This window comes from Sphingomonas sp. PEI4, from assembly GCF_056679955.1.
In genome coordinates this window covers 3,239,477-3,256,038 of record NZ_CM155258.1, presented here as the reverse complement: position 1 = coordinate 3,256,038, position 16,562 = coordinate 3,239,477, and the positions used below count along the sequence as shown (strand labels likewise).

General features: G+C 67.3%; 16 protein-coding genes and 1 other RNA gene. 12 read left to right on the top strand and 5 right to left on the bottom strand.

Going from position 1 to position 16,562, the window contains the following annotated elements; translation table 11 throughout:
- Positions 1-68: 68 nt before the first annotated feature.
- Positions 69-424, bottom strand: a transfer-messenger RNA (tmRNA) gene (gene ssrA, locus AC1MLZ_RS15035).
- 121 nt (positions 425-545) lie between these two features.
- Between ssrA and AC1MLZ_RS15030 the strand changes: the two genes are divergently transcribed.
- Positions 546-977: an RrF2 family transcriptional regulator gene (locus tag AC1MLZ_RS15030; protein WP_480959175.1), complete on the top strand. Its 432-nt coding sequence runs from the start codon at positions 546-548 to the stop codon at positions 975-977.
- A gap of 147 nt (positions 978-1,124) precedes the next feature.
- Here the strand turns inward: AC1MLZ_RS15030 and mscL are convergent, their stop codons facing one another.
- Positions 1,125-1,595 carry a large conductance mechanosensitive channel protein MscL gene (gene mscL, locus AC1MLZ_RS15025; protein ID WP_480959174.1) on the bottom strand — a complete coding sequence of 157 codons (471 nt, stop codon included), beginning with the start codon at positions 1,593-1,595 and terminating at the stop codon, positions 1,125-1,127.
- A gap of 105 nt (positions 1,596-1,700) precedes the next feature.
- Here mscL and AC1MLZ_RS15020 point away from each other — a divergent pair, with 105 nt between their 5' ends.
- Genes AC1MLZ_RS15020 through AC1MLZ_RS15005 form a run of 4 tightly spaced genes read left to right on the top strand, consistent with a single transcriptional unit; the run spans position 1,701 to position 4,335 of the window.
- The gene (locus tag AC1MLZ_RS15020; RefSeq protein ID WP_480959173.1) at positions 1,701-2,297 is read left to right on the top strand and encodes a LemA family protein; all 597 of its coding nucleotides are present in this window, start codon (positions 1,701-1,703) and stop codon (positions 2,295-2,297) included.
- A gap of 10 nt (positions 2,298-2,307) precedes the next feature.
- Complete coding sequence (locus tag AC1MLZ_RS15015) at positions 2,308-3,168, top strand: TPM domain-containing protein (RefSeq protein WP_480959172.1); 861 nt, start codon at positions 2,308-2,310, stop codon at positions 3,166-3,168.
- A 1-nt stretch (position 3,169) separates the two neighbouring features.
- On the top strand, positions 3,170-3,835 hold the full coding sequence (locus tag AC1MLZ_RS15010) for a TPM domain-containing protein (RefSeq protein ID WP_480959171.1): 666 nt from the start codon (positions 3,170-3,172) through the stop codon (positions 3,833-3,835).
- Positions 3,832-4,335: an NUDIX hydrolase gene (locus tag AC1MLZ_RS15005; protein ID WP_480959170.1), complete on the top strand. Its 504-nt coding sequence runs from the start codon at positions 3,832-3,834 to the stop codon at positions 4,333-4,335. The genes AC1MLZ_RS15010 and AC1MLZ_RS15005 overlap by 4 nt, the downstream gene beginning before the upstream one ends.
- A gap of 314 nt (positions 4,336-4,649) precedes the next feature.
- On the opposite strand, the gene AC1MLZ_RS15000 is transcribed toward AC1MLZ_RS15005, so the two are convergent.
- Together AC1MLZ_RS15000 and hrpB are read right to left on the bottom strand one after the other, a co-directional pair.
- Positions 4,650-4,931, bottom strand: coding sequence for an ETC complex I subunit (locus AC1MLZ_RS15000; RefSeq protein WP_480959169.1), 282 nt, complete (start codon positions 4,929-4,931; stop codon positions 4,650-4,652).
- A 10-nt stretch (positions 4,932-4,941) separates the two neighbouring features.
- Entirely contained in the window at positions 4,942-7,470 is a 2,529-nt protein-coding gene (gene hrpB / locus AC1MLZ_RS14995; protein ID WP_480959168.1) for an ATP-dependent helicase HrpB, read from the bottom strand.
- A 513-nt stretch (positions 7,471-7,983) separates the two neighbouring features.
- Here hrpB and AC1MLZ_RS14990 point away from each other — a divergent pair.
- The 3 genes from AC1MLZ_RS14990 (at position 7,984) to AC1MLZ_RS14980 (ending at position 12,462) form a co-directional block, all read left to right on the top strand.
- Positions 7,984-10,503 carry a penicillin-binding protein 1A gene (locus AC1MLZ_RS14990; RefSeq protein WP_480959167.1) on the top strand — a complete coding sequence of 840 codons (2,520 nt, stop codon included), beginning with the start codon at positions 7,984-7,986 and terminating at the stop codon, positions 10,501-10,503.
- Between the two features lie 112 nt (positions 10,504-10,615).
- Complete coding sequence (gene prfB, locus AC1MLZ_RS14985) at positions 10,616-11,743, top strand: peptide chain release factor 2 (protein ID WP_121884314.1); 1,128 nt, start codon at positions 10,616-10,618, stop codon at positions 11,741-11,743.
- 23 nt (positions 11,744-11,766) lie between these two features.
- Complete coding sequence (locus AC1MLZ_RS14980) at positions 11,767-12,462, top strand: class I SAM-dependent methyltransferase (RefSeq protein WP_480961575.1); 696 nt, start codon at positions 11,767-11,769, stop codon at positions 12,460-12,462.
- 361 nt (positions 12,463-12,823) lie between these two features.
- Here AC1MLZ_RS14980 and AC1MLZ_RS14975 read toward each other — a convergent pair whose 3' ends face one another.
- Complete coding sequence (locus AC1MLZ_RS14975; RefSeq protein WP_480959166.1) at positions 12,824-13,216, bottom strand: JAB domain-containing protein; 393 nt, start codon at positions 13,214-13,216, stop codon at positions 12,824-12,826.
- A gap of 85 nt (positions 13,217-13,301) precedes the next feature.
- Between AC1MLZ_RS14975 and AC1MLZ_RS14970 the strand changes: the two genes are divergently transcribed.
- From AC1MLZ_RS14970 to AC1MLZ_RS14955, 4 genes are all read left to right on the top strand, one after another.
- Positions 13,302-14,096: a thymidylate synthase gene (locus AC1MLZ_RS14970; RefSeq protein WP_480959165.1), complete on the top strand. Its 795-nt coding sequence runs from the start codon at positions 13,302-13,304 to the stop codon at positions 14,094-14,096.
- 54 nt (positions 14,097-14,150) lie between these two features.
- Entirely contained in the window at positions 14,151-14,669 is a 519-nt protein-coding gene (locus AC1MLZ_RS14965) for a hemerythrin domain-containing protein (RefSeq protein WP_480959164.1), read from the top strand.
- A 259-nt stretch (positions 14,670-14,928) separates the two neighbouring features.
- Entirely contained in the window at positions 14,929-15,393 is a 465-nt protein-coding gene (locus AC1MLZ_RS14960; RefSeq protein ID WP_480961574.1) for a dihydrofolate reductase, read from the top strand.
- A gap of 99 nt (positions 15,394-15,492) precedes the next feature.
- Entirely contained in the window at positions 15,493-16,416 is a 924-nt protein-coding gene (locus tag AC1MLZ_RS14955; RefSeq protein ID WP_480959163.1) for a bifunctional riboflavin kinase/FAD synthetase, read from the top strand.
- Positions 16,417-16,562: the final 146 nt, after the last annotated feature.

The window sequence follows — 16,562 nt, the reverse complement described above, 5'->3', positions numbered from 1 at the left end:
GGACGGACAGCGCAATTCAACTGGGGAATAGTGGGGAGCTTCTGTTGCTCGGTGCCCCCCGTACCGCCGGTTTCCACTTCTGTTGCCCGGTGTGGCCCGAACCGCGCTTTCGTCCGTATAACTTAGGTCGTTAGACCGTCAGTTATGCGGCAATTGCGAGTGCTTCGTTATCGTTGGCACTTGTGTATGGGCCGTTGCGGTGGTCCCATTCCGAGCGAAACATAGCGTCGTTGAACACACGTCGATCCTAGTTCGACCCCGTCATCGTCCCCCTCTTGCGAAGAGGGCGGTGGTGGAGTCGCCGGGTACTGCCCCCGGGTCCGCTGTGTCTATGACACGCCACGGTTTATCGCCATAGCCGCCAAGAGAAGATTCCCCCGACGGCTTGACCGATATAGGGGGGCCGCATCGATCTGAAAAGCCCGGTCAAATGAAAAGACTGGGGCGGCGGCTGCCCTCTCCCGGATAAATTTCCAAAGGGTTAGCACACAGCGTGCCAAACCGCCTTTCGCTCGCCACAAAGCACGTGCATAGCAACCTGCATTATGTTGACGCAGCGCTCCCGCTACGCGCTTCGCGCGATGATCTTCCTTGGCGGTGCTCCCGTCGGTGGCCCTCCCATCCCGATGACGCGCATCGCCGCCGAGGCGAACGTGCCGCGCAAGTTCCTCGAGCTGATCCTCGCCGACCTGCGCGAGTCCGGTTTGCTGCACAGCCATCGCGGGAAAATGGGCGGGTATCGCCTGTCGCGGCCTAGCCATCTGATTTCGCTGGGCGAGATCATCCGGATCATCGAGGGGCCGCTCGCGCTGGTGCCGTGCGTGAGCCGGACCGCGTACCGGCTTTGCCTCGACTGCAAGAGCGAGGCGGATTGCGCGATCCGCTATGCGATGATGCGGGTGCGAGACGAGACGGCGCGGATTTTGGATGGGACGAGTTTGGCGGATGCTAACGCCGAGGACTTGGTCGCGGCGTGAAACTTTCCTTCTCCCCTCGGGGAGAAGGTGGCGCGGTAGCGTCGGATGAGGGGGAGTTGGGATCCCGTCCGGAGCCTCACGCCCCTCACCCTTCCGTCGCCTATGGCTCCTCCCTCCCTCTCCCCGCAGGGGAGAGGGACAAGTACGTCACCCGCGCGCTTTCAGTTCGTCGCGGATCTCGCGGAGTAGGGCGATCTCGACCGGTTCTGGCGCCGGAGCCACGACAACCGCGTCTTCTTCCCGCTTCAACCTTGCCGTCTCGCGCTCGATCAGCGCCGCAGTCCGGTTCACGACGCGCAGGATCATGAAGATGATGAACGCGACGATCACGAAATTGACCAGCTGCGTCGCGAACGCACCATAGCCGAGCAACGGGACGCCCGCCTTCTTCAGCGCCGCATAATCGCTGAGCGAGCCCGCGTAGTTTGCCGGCACCGCCCCCATCCGCCAGAAATAGCTGGAGAAATCGAGCCCGCCGAAGATCTTGCCGATCACCGGCATCAGCACGTCGTCGGTCAGCGACGTGACGATCTTGCCGAACGCCGCACCGATGATCACCGCGATGGCGAGATCGAGCACGTTGCCGCGCATGATGAAGGCCTTAAATTCCTTGAGCATCCGCGCTCCCCCTGCTGTTCGACGTTCAGGCTAGCCACCGATTTCGGTTTCGCCAACCCCGCGGACTGTCCTATGACGGTGACACAGGTATTCAGGAGAGCCCCGATGTCACGTGCCCCAATCGTCCGCGGTACCGCCGCGATCCTGCTCGCATCGGCGCTGGCCGGGTGCGGGATCAACAGCGTGCCGACTGCGGAGGAGAACGCGAAGGCGCGCTGGGCCGACGTCCAGAACAACTATCAGCGTCGCGCCGACCTGATCCCCAACCTCGTCGCGACCGTGAAGGCGGCGGGCGCGCAGGAGAAGGATATCCTCGTCGAGGTGACGCAGGCGCGCTCGGCTGCGAACTCGGTCCAGGTTTCGGCCGCCGATCTCTCCGATCCGGCGAAGATGGCGCAGTATCAGCGCGTCCAGGGTGCCGTCGGCGTATCGCTGCAACGCTTGCAGGAAGCGTATCCCGAGCTGAAGAGCCAGGGCAACTACACCACGTTGATGAGCCAGCTGGAGGGCACCGAGAACCGCATCACGATCGCGCGGCGCGACTATAACGGCGCGGTGCAGGAGTATAACACCAAGATCCGCACCTTCCCCGACGCGGTCGGCGCGAAGATTTTTTACGGCGCGAAGCCGATGGTGCCGTTCGCGGCGACCACGCCGGGCGCCGAGACCGCGCCGACGGTGAACTTCGGCAACGCGAGCTGATCGGGGCGCTATGCTCCGCCACCTCCTGACGCTGGCGTTCGCGGTGTTGCTGGGTAGCAGCGCCGCGAGCGCGCAGACGCTTCCCAAGTTCACCGGCTTCGTCGTCGATGCGGCGAACGTCATTCCGCCCGACCAGGAAGCGGCGCTGACCAAGCGGCTTGACGACCTGCAAAAGGCGACCGGCAACCAGTTGGTCGTCGCGACCGTGCCCGATCTCGAGGGCTCTCCGATCGAGGATTACGGCAACCGGCTGATCCGGAGCTGGGGCGTCGGGCTGAAGGACGCGAACAACGGCGCGATCCTGCTGGTGGCGCCGAACGACCGGAAGGTGCGGATCGAGGTCGGCTATGGCTTGGAGCCGGTGCTGACCGATGCGTTCTCCAGCGTGGTGATCAACCAGCAGGTCCTGCCGCGCTTCAAGGCGGGCGACATCCCCGGCGGGATCGTCGCGGGGACGAACGCGGTGGCGGACCAGCTCGCGCTGCCCGATGCGGAGGCGCGCGCGAAGGTGACCGCAGCGGCGGCGGAGTACGACAAGACGCATCGCCGCGCCAATTCGGGTGGCGGCGGCGTGCCGATCGGGCTGATCTTTTTCGGGATCGTGCTGGCAGCGATCGTCATTCCGATGATCTCGCGGCGTGCGGGCGGCAAGCATTATGTCGATGGCGGGAGCCGTGGCGGTGGCAGCGGTGCCTTGCCGATCGTGCTGTGGAGCATCGCCGATGCGATGACACGTGGTGGCGGTGGAGGCGGCGGAAGCTGGGGCGGCGGTGGCGGCGATAGCGGCGGCGGCGGCGGCTGGGGCGGCGGGGGTTTCGGCGGCGGCGGCGGCGGATCCGGCGGCGGCGGCGGCGCATCGGGGAGTTGGTGACATGCGGTTGAGCGAAACCGATCATAACCGCGTCACGGCGGCGGTGACACAGGCGGAGACCGCGACGACCGGCGAGATCGTCACGATCGTCGCGCGGCAGTCGGATGCGTATCACGACGTGTCTATGCATTGGGCAGTGCTGGCGATGCTGCTGACGCTGGCGCTGCTCGCGTTCCACCCGGTCGCGGCGGACCATATCTATGCGCTGGTCGATCCCTGGCAGTCGGCACCGCAGGGTGCGCTGTACGTGGTCGCGCTGGTGCTGGTGACTTTGGTGTTTCTGGCGGTGCGGCTGGTGTTGGCGGCGACGTCGGTGCGGGTGGCGCTGACGCCGGGTGCGACCAAGGCGCGGCGCGTTCGGCGGCGGGCTTTGCTGTTGTTCCGCGCCGGTGCCGAGAAGCGCACCAAGGGCGCGACTGGCGTGCTATTGTACCTGTCGCTGGCCGAACACCGTGCCGAGATCATCGCCGACGACGCGATCCACTCGCGCGTGCCGAACGAGACCTGGGGCGCGGCGATGGCGGCGGTGCTGGCCGGTGTCCGCGACGATCGCCCGGCCGACGGGATGGCGGACGCGGTCGCGCAGATCGGCGCGGTGTTGGCGGAGCATTTCCCGCGGACCGGTGCGCCGGTGAACGAACTTCCGGATAGGCTGATCGAGGTATGAGCAAGACCGTATGGGCGGGCAAATTCCTGACCGTGCAGACCGAGGGGACTTGGGAGTTCGCCGCTCGCCAAGGTGAGATCGCGGCGGCGGTGATCGTCGCGATCGATGATGGCGACGTTATTTTGGTGGAGCAGTTCCGCGTGCCGCTGGGGCGGGCGTGCCTGGAACTGCCGGCGGGGTTGGTCGGCGACCAGACCGCGGGCGAGAGCGTCGCGGTGGCGGCCGGGCGCGAGCTGGAGGAGGAGACCGGCTACCGCGCGGACGCGATCGAGGATCTGGGGGTGTTCTATTCGTCGCCGGGGATGACGTCGGAATGCTTCACGCTGGTGCGCGCGACCGGGCTGACGAAGGTCGGCGATGGTGGCGGGGATGGTGACGAGAACATCACCGTGCACCGGGTGCCGCTGGCGGACGTGCCGGGGTTCGTGGCGGAGAAGCGCGCGGCTGGGGTGGCCATCGATACGAAGATGCTGCTGATTTTGGCGGGGTCTATTCTTTAGGGGCTGGTGGCGCGCTCACCCCTTGCCCTCACCCTTCCCACGGCGAAGTCGCCGCGGGCCCCTTCCCTCTCCCCGTTGGGAGAGGGAGAGACGCCGGAGGCGGCGATGGGTGTTTTCCCAGTCCTCAGCCGCTCCGTCACCCCGGGCTTGTTCCGGGGTCCACGGATCCGCGTCATCTACGGTCGGCGAGTGTGCGGAACGGTGGATGCCGGAACGAGGCTCTCCTGAGCGGAGCCGAAGGGCCCGGCATGACGGGGTGGTCGGGAGGTGGTCAGCTAAAGGAAAGCGGGGTCAGGTCCGCGCCCGCGCCCCGCTTACTTGAAATTGTCCGCGTAGCTCTGCAGCTTCAGCGTCTTCTGTGGCGCCGGGACGACGGTGTAGCCGAAGCCCTCGCGCTCGCAGTGCGCGATCGCCGCTTCGGCGGTCGGGAACATCAGGCGCACCTGGTCGCGGGTGTCGCCGCTGCCGGCCCAGCCGGTGAGCGGGTCGGGGCGTTTCGGCTCCGAGGGTTCGAATTCGAGCTGCCAGGCGTCGGTCCGGTGCTTGCCGGACTGCATGGCGTTCTTGGGGCGCTGGAAGATACGGGCGGTTGGCATGGATGCTCCCTTATCGCGAACCGGCGGCCCTTGCATCCGCCTTTTTCGTGCGCAGCGTCGCGGACGCCGCGGCGGGGTCGTCGGGCCAGGGATGCTTGGGGTAGCGACCGCGCATTTCCTTGGCGACCGCGGTCCAGCTGCCGGCCCAGAAACCGGGCAGGTCTCGCGTCGTCTGGATCGGGCGGCCGGCGGGGGATGTGAGACTCAGCACCAGCGGCACGCGGGCTTCGCCGATCACAGGGTGGACGGCGAGGCCGAACAGGGCCTGGACGCGGAGTTCGACTCGGGGGCCGCCTTCGGCTGCGTAGTCGATCGCGTGCGTGCTGCCGGCGGGGCTGGTGAAATCGGGTGGCGCGAGGCGGTTGATGGTCTGCATCGCGTCCCAGCCGAGCAGGTTGCGGAGCGCTTCGGCGAGCGCGCCGGGGGCGATCGTGTCGAGTCGGCGTTTGCCGGTCAGGAGTGGGGCGAGCCATTCGTCGGCGCGGTCGAGCAGGGTCGCGTCGTCGATCGGTACGCCGGCATAGGCGGCGCGGTCCCGCAGGGCTTGGGCGCCGTCGCTCCATGGCAGCAGCGCGAGGCCGTGCTCTCGGACGCCTTCGATGAGCGCGGTGAGGATTGCGTCGGGGTCGGCGCCGCTATCGGGGCCGCTGGAGAGGCGGATCGCGCCGAGGCGGCGTTCGCGGAGGGCTTGGATGCCGCCGGTTGTGGGGTCGAACGTCACGGTGCGGCGGGATTCGATGCGGTCTGCGAAGAGGGTTTCGACGGTGCCTTGGTCGATCGCTACCGCAGAGAGGATGCGCGCGCCGGCGGCCGAGCCTTGTGTGTCGGCGACGGCGAGCCATTCGGAGCGGGCGAGCGGCGAGGTCGGGTCGAGCTTGAAGCCGCGGCCGCCGACGGAAGCCCAGGTTTCGCCGGACGCATCGCGGCGGCGTGCGACGCGGTCGGGAAAGCCGAGCGCGACGCACACTTCTGCTCCCCCGCCCGCTTGCGGGAGGGGGTTGGGGGTTGGGCGCCCGGTTTCGACGTCGCGCGACGAGGATGGCGCGAGCCCACCCCCCAGCCCCCTCCCGCTTGCGGGAGGGGGGGCAAGTCTCGCCCACCTATCCGCCATTGCTCTTGCCGCCTGAGCCTTTGGTCCGCGCTCGGTTTTCCAGCGGCGGAGGCGGGTTTCCAGATCCACGTCCTGTCCGCCGATGCCGCGTTCGCCTAGCAGGACTGCGATTTGGGCTGCCACCGGCGCTAGGCCGCGCTCCCCTGCCCTCAGCAGCATGTGCGCGAGTCTTGGGGGCATCGGCAATTTGGCGATGGCTCGGCCGTGTGCCGTCGGGCGACCGTCCTCGATTGCTTCGAGCGTCGTCAGGCGCGCCATCGCCTCGTCGATCGCGGACGCGGGGGGTGGGTCGATCCAGCGAAGGTCTCGCGGGTCGCCGACGCCCCATAAGGCGCAGGCGAGCACCAGCGCGGAGAGGTCCGCCTCCAGGATTTCAGGCGGATCGTAGCGCGGGAGGCCGGCGGTCGCCGCTTCTTCCCACAGTCTATACGCCACGCCCGGCCCCAGTCGCGCGGCGCGGCCGGCGCGTTGGGTGACGGCGGCCTGGCTCGCGCGCTCGGTGACCAGGCGGGTCATGCCGGCGGCGCGGTCGTAGCGGGGGCGCCTTGCCAACCCCGAATCGATGACGATGCGGATGCCGTCGAGGGTGAGGCTGGTCTCCGCGATGCTGGTAGCGAGCACGACTTTCCGGCGGCCGTCGGGCTCGGGGAGGATCGCGGCGCGCTGGGCGGCGGGGTCGAGGCTGCCGTGGAGTTCGTGGAGCACGATGTCGTCGGGCAAATTGGCGAGGCGGTCGGCGGTGCGTTCGATCTCCGCGACGCCCGGGAGGAAGGCGAGCACGCCGCCGTCCGCTTCGCCGAGCGCGCGGCGGATGGCGGACGCAACGGAGTCCTCGATCCGTAACTCGGCTTGGCGGCCGATGTGGCGGAGAGTCAGCGGATAGCTGCGGCCTTCGCTTTCTATAACCGGGGCGCCGTCCATCAATGCTGCGAACCGCGCGCCGTCGAGCGTTGCGGACATCGCGACGATACGGAGGTCGGGGCGGAAACCTGCTTGCACGTCGAGCGCCAGCGCGAGGCCGAAATCGCCGTCGAGGCTGCGTTCGTGGACTTCGTCGAACAGTACTGCGGAAACGCCGGCGAGTTCGGGATCGGCCTGGATGCGGGCGACGAAGATGCCTTCGGTGATGACCGTGACGCGGGTGGCAGCGGAGCGCTTGCTGTCCATGCGGGTCGCGTAGCCGAACGTGCCGCCGACGGGCTCGCCTGCGGTCGACGCCATGCGTTCGGCGGCGGCGCGGGCGGCGAGGCGGCGTGGGGAGAGGAGCAGGATCTCGCCGGTGCACCAGGGTTCGGTGAGGAGGGCCGGAGCTACTGCGGTGGTTTTGCCGGCACCGGGGGGCGCTACGAGGACGGCCGAAGTGCGCTCGCGCAGGGTTGCGAGGAGGTCGGGGAGTATTGTGAGGATCGGAAGTGGCGGCGGGGTCATCGGGGCCTGCTGCCACAATGGGGGTTTGGGTGACAGGCTTTGTGCATGCGCGTGCGTGTCGTTCCGGGGTGAGCGCCTGAACTTTGCGATCCTCCCCCGCCAGGGGGAGGTGGCTGGCGCTTGCCAGACGGAGGGGGCGGAAAGGGCGACCGCTGTTCCGTGTCCTCCCCCTCCGTCACCTTCGGTGCCACCTCCCCCTGGCGGGGGAGGATTGTTAGGTTGGGCGACCTTACATCGTTTTATTTAGCAGTAGAGTCCCTCTTCCCCCCTCCGTCATGCCGGGCTCGTTCCGGCATCCACCGTTCCGCGGACTCGCCAGCCGTGGAGTTTGCGGACCGGTGGACCCCGGAACGAGCCCGGGGTGACGAAGTGGGGTGGAAGCGTTGCACTATCGGCGCGGTGGGCGGGGCGGGCTCGGCACCACGTAGTATTGTGCGGACAGGCGCCCCGCCCCCCCATCGCACCGGAGGCTGGCAAGCGCGCGCTAACCTGCTAGACGCTGCGGCAGTAATCATGGCGTCCGATCCCTCCCCCAACTCGACGACGGCGACAGGCCGCACTTCAGACCGGCTGCGCGGCGGGTTCGCGCGCGTCTGGGCGAGTCGGTGGACCAAGGCGGCACTCGCGTTGGTGGTGCTCGGCGTCGTTGCGATCTTTGCGTTCTGGTTCGCGGTCATGCGCGACCTGCCTTCCGTGGATACGCTGCGCACGTACGAGCCGCCGCTGCCGACCAACGTCCGCGGGATCGATGGCGCGCCGATCCACTCCTACGCGCGCGAACGGCGCGTGGAACTGAGCTATGCCGAATATCCGCCGCTGCTGGTGAAGGCGTTCCTCGCCGCCGAGGACAAGTCGTTTTTCGAGCATCACGGCGTCGATTATCCCGGCCTCGCCGGCGCGGTGTACGATTATGTGACCAAGCTCGGCACCGGCAAGCGTGCCAAGGGTGGCTCCACCATTACGCAGCAGGTCGCAAAGAACCTGTTGATCGGCAACGCCTATTCGCCGTCGCGCAAGCTTCGCGAGGCGGTGCTCGCGTACAAGATCGAGGATACGCTGACCAAGCCGCAGATCCTGGAGCTGTACCTCAACCAGATCGCGCTTGGGCGTAACGCGTTCGGCGTCGAGGCGGCGAGCCATGCGTATTTCGACAAGGAACTCGACCAGCTCGATCTCGCGCAGATGGCGTATCTGGCGATCCTGCCCAAGGGTCCGTCGAACTACGATCCGGTGCGCAACACCGAGCGCGCGATGATCCGGCGCAACTATGTGCTGAACCGGATGCTCGACAACGGCTTCATTACCCGTGCGCAGCGTGACCAGGCGAACGCGGAGCCGCTGGGTGCGGTGCTGCGCCGGACGCCGAAGTTCGAAAGCGTCGGCGGGTATTTCGTCGAGGAAGTCCGTCGCCAGTTGATGGCGAAGTTCGGCGAGAACGCGAAGGACGGTCCGTACAGCGTCTATTCGGGCGGCCTGTGGGTGCGGACGTCGTTCGACAACCGGTTGCAGGAACTGGCGCAGCAGGCGTTGCGCGACGGGCTGGTGCGGTTCGACAGCGGGCGCGGCTGGAACGGCCCCATCCGCCATGTCGAGATCGAGGACGACAACTGGCTCCAGCCGCTGCTCAACAGCAATATCGCGCTCGATTACCGCGATTGGGTCGCGGCGATCGTGACGGGCAAGGACGGCAATGCCTGGAGCCTGGGCTTCCGCACCGGCAAGACCGGCACGCTGCCGCGCTATGCGGCACAGATGGCGGTGCGCGGCAAGGGCGGCAACGCGTTCGGCGCGATCGAGGTCGGCGACATCATCGCGGTGGCGCCGGAAGGCGGCCAGTTCGCGCTTCGGGCGATCCCGAAGGTCTCGGGCGCGTTCGTCGTCGAGGAGCCCGCATCGGGTCGCGTGCTGGCGATGCAGGGCGGGTTCGACGACCGGTTGCAGGCGTTCAATCGCGCGACTCAGGCGATGCGCCAGCCGGGCTCGACCATCAAGCCGATCGTCTATTCCGCCGCGCTCGACAACGGCATGACGCCCGCCTCGATCATCGTCGACGGGCCGTTCTGCGTCTATCAGGGCGCGCGGCTCGGGCAGAAATGCTTCCGCAACTTCGGCAATTCGCGCGGCGCCGGGCCGCACACGATGCGCTGGGGTATCGAGCAGTCCCGCAACCTGATGACCGTGCGGACCGCCGCGCAGACCGGCATGCCGAAGGTGGTCGCGACGATCAAGAAGATGGGCGTCGGCGATTATTCCCCGTACCTCTCGTTCGCGCTCGGCGCGGGAGAGACGACCGTGGGGCGGATGGTCAACGCGTATTCGATCCTCGCGAACAACGGCAAGGGCGGCCCGCCGTCGCTGATCGACTTCGTCCAGGATCGTCACGGGAAGGTGATCTGGCCGGAGAACTGGCGCGCCTGCGATCGGTGCAATGCGCCCGATTGGGACGGCAAGCCGATGCCCCGCCCGATCACGCGCCAGCGCCAGGTGCTGAACGCGATGACGGCGTACCAGATGGTCCATATCACCGAGGGCGTCGTCCAGCGCGGCACCGCGGTGACGCTCCGCGATCTCGATCGGCCGATGTTCGGCAAGACCGGGACCAACAATGGCCCGACCGACGTGTGGTTCATCGGCGGCACGCCGCAGTTCGTCGGCGGGCTGTATATCGGTTTCGACACGCCGCGGAACTTGGGTGGCGCCGCGCAGGGCGGTACGCTGGCCGCGCCGATCTTCAAGCAGTTCGCGGTCAAGGCGTATGAAGGCCTGCCCAAGCTGCCGTTCCGCGCGCCGCCGGGTATTCGCATGGTGCGGATCGATCGCGGGAGCGGCCGTCCGGTCTATGGCACGTGGCCGAACACCGACGATCCCAAGCCCGCCGTGATCTGGGAAGCGTTCAAGCCCGAAAGCGAGCCGCGGCGTGCCGCTCGACGCTCCGATGCCACCCCGACCGCGGCGAAGGCCACCACCGCAGTGAAGAAGGCCGAAGCACCGCGCGACAGCGATTTCTTGCAAAGACAAGGCGGAATCTACTAGCGCAGTTCCTACATCGTCATCCCAGCGCACGCTGGGATCTCAACCCGCACCCGCGCCCTTGGGGACGGAGATCCCAGCGTTCGCTGGGTGACGGACATTTTGGAGAATACCCATGCGCGCCGAAGCGCAGGCTCACGTAGACACCATCAACGACGCGCTGGCGCTGCTGCGCCGCTTCCTCGACTGGGACCGCGCGCTGCGTCGTCTCGACGAGCTGAACGCGCGCGTCGAGGATCAGGCGCTCTGGTCCGATCCCAAGGCCGCGCAGGAGGTGATGCGCGAGCGTCGCCGTCTCGACGAGGCGATCAGCGCGACGCGGGCGATCCAGAGCGAGCTGTCGGACACGGCCGAGCTGATCGAGATGGCAGAGGCCGAGGGCGACACCGAGATGGAGGCGGACGGCGTCGCCGCGCTCGCCGAACTCGCCGCGCGTGCCGACAAGGACAAGATCAAGGCGCTGCTGGCGGGCGAGGCCGATGCCAACGACACCTATATCGAGGTCAATGCGGGCGCCGGCGGGACCGAGAGCCAGGACTGGGCGGGCATGCTCAGCCGGATGTATTCGCGCTGGGGCGAGCGCCACGGGCTGAAGGTCGAGCTGGTCGACCAGCATTCGGGCGAGCAGGCCGGGATCAAGTCCGCCACGCTGCTGCTCAAGGGTGAGAACGCGTACGGCTATGCCAAGACCGAGAGCGGCGTGCACCGGCTCGTGCGGATCAGCCCGTACGACTCGGCGGCGCGGCGGCACACGTCGTTTGCGAGCGTGTGGGTGTATCCGGTCGTCGACGACAATATCGAGGTCGAGTATAACGAGAGCGACCTGCGCATCGACACGTATCGCGCGTCGGGCGCCGGCGGCCAGCACATCAACACGACCGATTCGGCGGTGCGCATCACGCACATCCCGACCGGCATCGTCGTGCAGTGCCAGAACCAGCGTTCGCAGCACAAGAACAAGGCCGAGGCGTACAACCAGCTCCGCGCGCGTCTGTACGAGCGCGAACTGGCGATTCGCGAGACCGCGGCGAATGCCGAGAATGCGGGCAAGACCGACATCGGCTGGGGTCATCAGATCCGCTCGTACGTGCTCCAGCCGTACCAGATGGTGAAGGATTTGCGCACGGGCGTGGTGTCGACCAGCCCATCGGACGTGCTCGACGGCGACCTCGAAATGTTCATGGCGGCGGCGCTGTCGCAGCGCGTGACGGGCGAGGCTGTCGAGGTGGAGGACGTCGATTGAAGCTCAAGGGTGCCCTTGCCCTGATGCTGTCGCCGGTGTTCCTGCTCGCGGCGTGCGACGGCAGCAAGCCGCTCATCAAGCGCGAGCCGAAGGAGCCCGTGTTCCCTGCCGCCGACCGTCCCGTCGCGTCGATCGTGTCGTCGCGCTGGTCTAACGAAGAGGCGCGCGACCGGCTGAACGAGGCTGGCGAAGTGATGAACAAGGCCGAGATTCGCAAGGGCATGACGGTCGCGGACATCGGCGCGGGCGAGGGATACTACACGATCCGCATGGCGGCGCGCGTCGGCAAGGAAGGCCGCGTGCTGGCGGAGGACATCGTCGCGAGCGTCCGCGACACGCTGGCGGAACGCGTCGCGCGCGAGGACCTGGCGAACGTCAGCGTGAAGCTGGGCGAGGCTAACGACCCGAAGCTGCCCGAGGCGAGCTTCGACCGGGTGCTGATGGTGCATATGTATCACGAGATCGAGCAGCCGTATGAGTTCCTGTGGCGGTTGCGGCCGTCGTTGAAGCCCGATGGGTTGGTGGTGGTGGTCGATGCGAACCGCCGGACGCAGGACCACGGCACGCCGCCGGCGCTGTTGAAGTGCGAGTTCGCGGCGGTGGGGTACACGCAGGTCGATACCGACGACATGCCATCGGCCGGGGGGTACATCGCGACGTTCCGCGCGACCGGACCGCGGCCGAAGCCGGAGGCGATCCGGGCGTGTCGGCTGGGTTGAGATTGGTTTCCCAGTCCTAACAGATCCAGATGCGCCACCCCGGCGGAGGCCGGGGGCCAATTGGAAAGGTCGCAGTAACGGCGGGCTGCCCCGTTAGCAACGTCCCCCAATTGGGCCCCGGCCTTCGCCGGGGTGGTGGAATTGGGGAAGGTGTTCCTCACACCACCACCTTCGCGCGAGGACTTGTGAACCGGTCGCCCGCAATCCGATGCCGGCTGACTCTACCTTGTTCTCCCGCGAAGGCGGGAGCCCAGGCTGGGTCCCCGCCTTCGCGGGGAAACAAACTTCCCTGGCTCCATCGGGAAACTCCGCTCCATTAAGCTGATGCCGACCACAGGTCTGTTGGGGTTGCCGCGGCACCTTAGACCACGCCCATCGCGCGCAGGCTCGTCACCCGCTCCCCTGCGATCACCAGGTGATCCAGCAACACCACCTCCAACGTCCGCAACCCCGCCGCCAGCGCTCGCGTGAACGCGACATCGCGCGCGCTCGGCGTCGCATCCCCGCTCGGATGGTTGTGCGCCATCACCACCCCGACCGCACCGAACGCCAGCGCATCCGCCGCGACCGTCCGGATCGAGATCGCCACCTGATCCCGCCCCCCGACGACATGCCGCATCCCGAGAAGCCTCCGATTCGGATCAAGATACGCGACCGCCACCGTCTCCACGCCGGCCTCGCCCAATCCCGCGAACAGCGCGCGCGCCGAGGCTAGGTCGGTGATACGAGGGGCAGGCGTAGGCGGCGGGAGCACGCACCCGCCTGCCCCGCGGCATCGGCGACCGCACGCGCAACTACATCCGCTTGAGCCCGCCCGCGCACCCGACTACGCACGCACCATGCGCCAATATCTAGACCTCATGGACCGCGTGCTCTCGACCGGCGTCGAGACGATGGACCGCACCGGCACCGGCACGCTCAGCGTGTTCGGCGCGCAGATGCGCTTCGATCTCGCGCAGGGCTTCCCCGTGCTCACCACCAAGAAGCTCCACCTCCGCTCGATCATCGTCGAGTTGCTGTGGTTCCTGCGCGGCGACACCAACGTCCGTTGGCTGCAGGACCGCAAGGTGGCGATCTGGGACGAGTGGGCGGACGAAGCGGGCGACCTCGGCCCGGTCTACGGCAAGCAGTGGCGCGACTGGGTCGCCGCAGACGGCCGCCACATCGACCAGATCGCCGAGCTGATCGAGCAGATCAAGACCAACCCCGCCTCGCGTCGCCAGATCGTCAGCGCGTGGAATCCGGGCGACCTGCACGCGATGGCGCTCGCGCCGTGCCATTGCCTGTTCCAGACGCACGTCGCGAACGGCAAGCTGTCACTGCAACTCTACCAGCGTTCGGGCGACATCTTCCTCGGCGTGCCGTTCAATATCGCCAGCTATGCGCTGCTGACGCATATCCTGGCACAGCAATGCGGGCTGGAGGTCGGCGAGTTCATCTGGACCGGCGGCGATTGCCACCTCTATTCGAACCATCTGGAGCAGGCGCGCCTGCAACTGACGCGTTCGCCGGGACCTCTTCCCCGACTGGAAATCCTCCGGAAGCCGGACTCGATCGACGCATACGAATATGAGGATTTCGTCCTCCGCGATTACATCGCGCAGGCGCACATCAAGGCGCCCGTTGCAGTCTGAACGGAGAGCGAATCGCAATAGGAACCGGGCGTGCGCTGTGCGGTTCAGATGCGCATGGACATCACACAACTCATACTCGACGAACACGCGCAGCAGCGTAACCTCTTCGCGCAGATCGATTCGATTGATGCCAAGGACACCGATGCGTTGTCGGCGCTGTGGACAAGGCTCAAGAATCTGCTCGACGCGCACGCCGAGGCGGAGGAGCGCTTCTTCTACCCGCGGCTGATGAAGATCGGCACCGGCGGCAACGATGCCGACTCGGCCGCGGAAGAGACCGAGGACGCGATCGAGGATCACAATGACATCCGCGATACTGGCGAAGCGGTCGATAAGCACCCGGTGGGGTCGGACGCCTGGTTCGAGGCCGTCGGCGCGTGCAACAAGGCGAACAGCGATCATCTGGCGGAGGAAGAACGCCAGGGCCTGACCGATTTCCGCAAGCACGCAACGCTGGAGGAGCGGCATGAGCTCGGCGTGCGGTTTGCGGCGTTCGAGGCGAATCATCTGAACGGGGTGAAGGTGGTCGACAAGGACCCCGAGGCGTATGTGAAGGAACATGCGCCGGGGTGATTGGCGCATCACCTTACTACCACCCCGGCGTAGGCCGGGGCCCAATTGGAAAGGTCGGCGTAACGGAGCGCGGCGCCCACCAGCAACGTTCCCCAATTGGGCCCCGGCCTTCGCCGGGGTGGAATTGGGCTCTTACGGTTCTCCTGCGTACGCAGGAGCCCAGGGTTACGAACGATGACGCTTGGTATCCTGGGCTCCTGCGTGCGCAGGAGAACGAGAAGGGTAGTCTCGCGACATCACCTCCGGCATGACCGCCGCCATGATCACCTTCTACCTCGCCCGCGCCACCAACGGCGTCATCGGCCGCGACGGGCACCTCCCGTGGCGAATCCCGGCCGACCTCAAGCGCTTCAAGGTGCTGACGATGGGCAAGCCGATGGTGATGGGGCGCAAGACCTTCGAGAGCTTCCCGAGCCCCCTGCCCGGCCGGCGCCATGTCGTCCTCACGCGTGGCGACTGGACCGCGGAGGGTGCCGAGGTTGCCCACTCGGTCGACGATGCGCTGGCCTTGGCTGGCGACGACATCGCAGTGATCGGCGGTGCGCAGGTCTATGCGCAGTTGCTGCCCCGCGCGGATCGCATCGAACTGACGGAAGTCCACGCCGAACCCGAAGGCGACGCGACCGTCCCCGCGTTCGCAGGCTGGCAAGAGATTGCACGCGAAGACCATCCCGCCGACGGCGACCGCCCCGCCTACAGCTTCGTAACGCTCACCCGCCCCTGACGTTCTCCCGCGAAGGCGGGAGCCCAGGCTGGACTCCCGCCTTCGCGGGAGAACAAGATATGTAGCGTGACCCTTCCTACCCCCCTATAGCCCGCCGCCATGCAGCGGCTCGACGGCGGCGCGTCCATTCCTTCGCAGCTTGCGAACGGGATCGTCGCGCTGGGCAATTTCGATGGATTTCACCTCGGTCACCAGGCGGTGGTCGCGCGCGCGATCGCCTGGGCCAAGGCCGAGGGTCGCCCCGCGCTGGTGGCGACGTTCGATCCGCATCCGGTCCGCCACTTCCGCCCCGATTCCGTGCCGTTCCGCCTCACCACGCTCGATCAGCGCGAGCGGCTGTTCGCCGATGCCGGCGCGGACGCGATGGTGGTGTTCCACTTCGACGGGGATCTCGCCGCGCTGACCGCCGAGCAGTTCATCGCCAACCGGCTCGAACGAAACTTGCGCATCGGCGGCGTGGTGACGGGCGAGGACTTCACCTTCGGCCATGCCAAGAGCGGCACCGTCGACACGCTCGCCGCGCGGGGGCCTGCGCACGGGTTTCGCGCGGAGACGGTCGGAGCAGTAGCGCTCGACGGCGAAACGGTGTCCTCCACCCGCATCCGCGACGCCCTGCGCGCCGGCGACATGGCCACCGCCACGCGCCTGCTGACGCGACCGTTCGCGATCGAAGGCGTGGTGCAGCATGGCGCCAAACTCGGCCGCACGATCGGGTATCCGACCGCCAATCTCGACATGGGCAATTATCTTCGCCCCGCGTACGGGATCTACGCGGTGACCGGGCGGCTGGAGGACGGTCGCGTGCTGAAGGGCGCTGCCAACCTCGGTATCCGCCCGAGCTTCGATCCGCCGAAGGAATTGCTGGAACCGTATTTCTTCGACTTCGCCGAGGATTTGTACGGCCGCCGCATCGAAGTCTCGCTGGTCGAGTATCTGCGCCCCGAAGCAAAGTTCGATAGCCTCGATGCGCTGACGACGCAGATGGACGCCGACTGCGAGCGGGCCCGGGTGATCTTGGGGTGATAGGGTCGCCCCCCCATTACATCGTCCTCAACCACGATCCGTCACCCCAGCGGACGCTGGGGTATCCCGGTAATGAAGCGGCCCCATGCGGCACGAGACCCCAGCTTTCGCTGGGGTGACGGTAGGGGGGTGACGGCAAAGGGAGA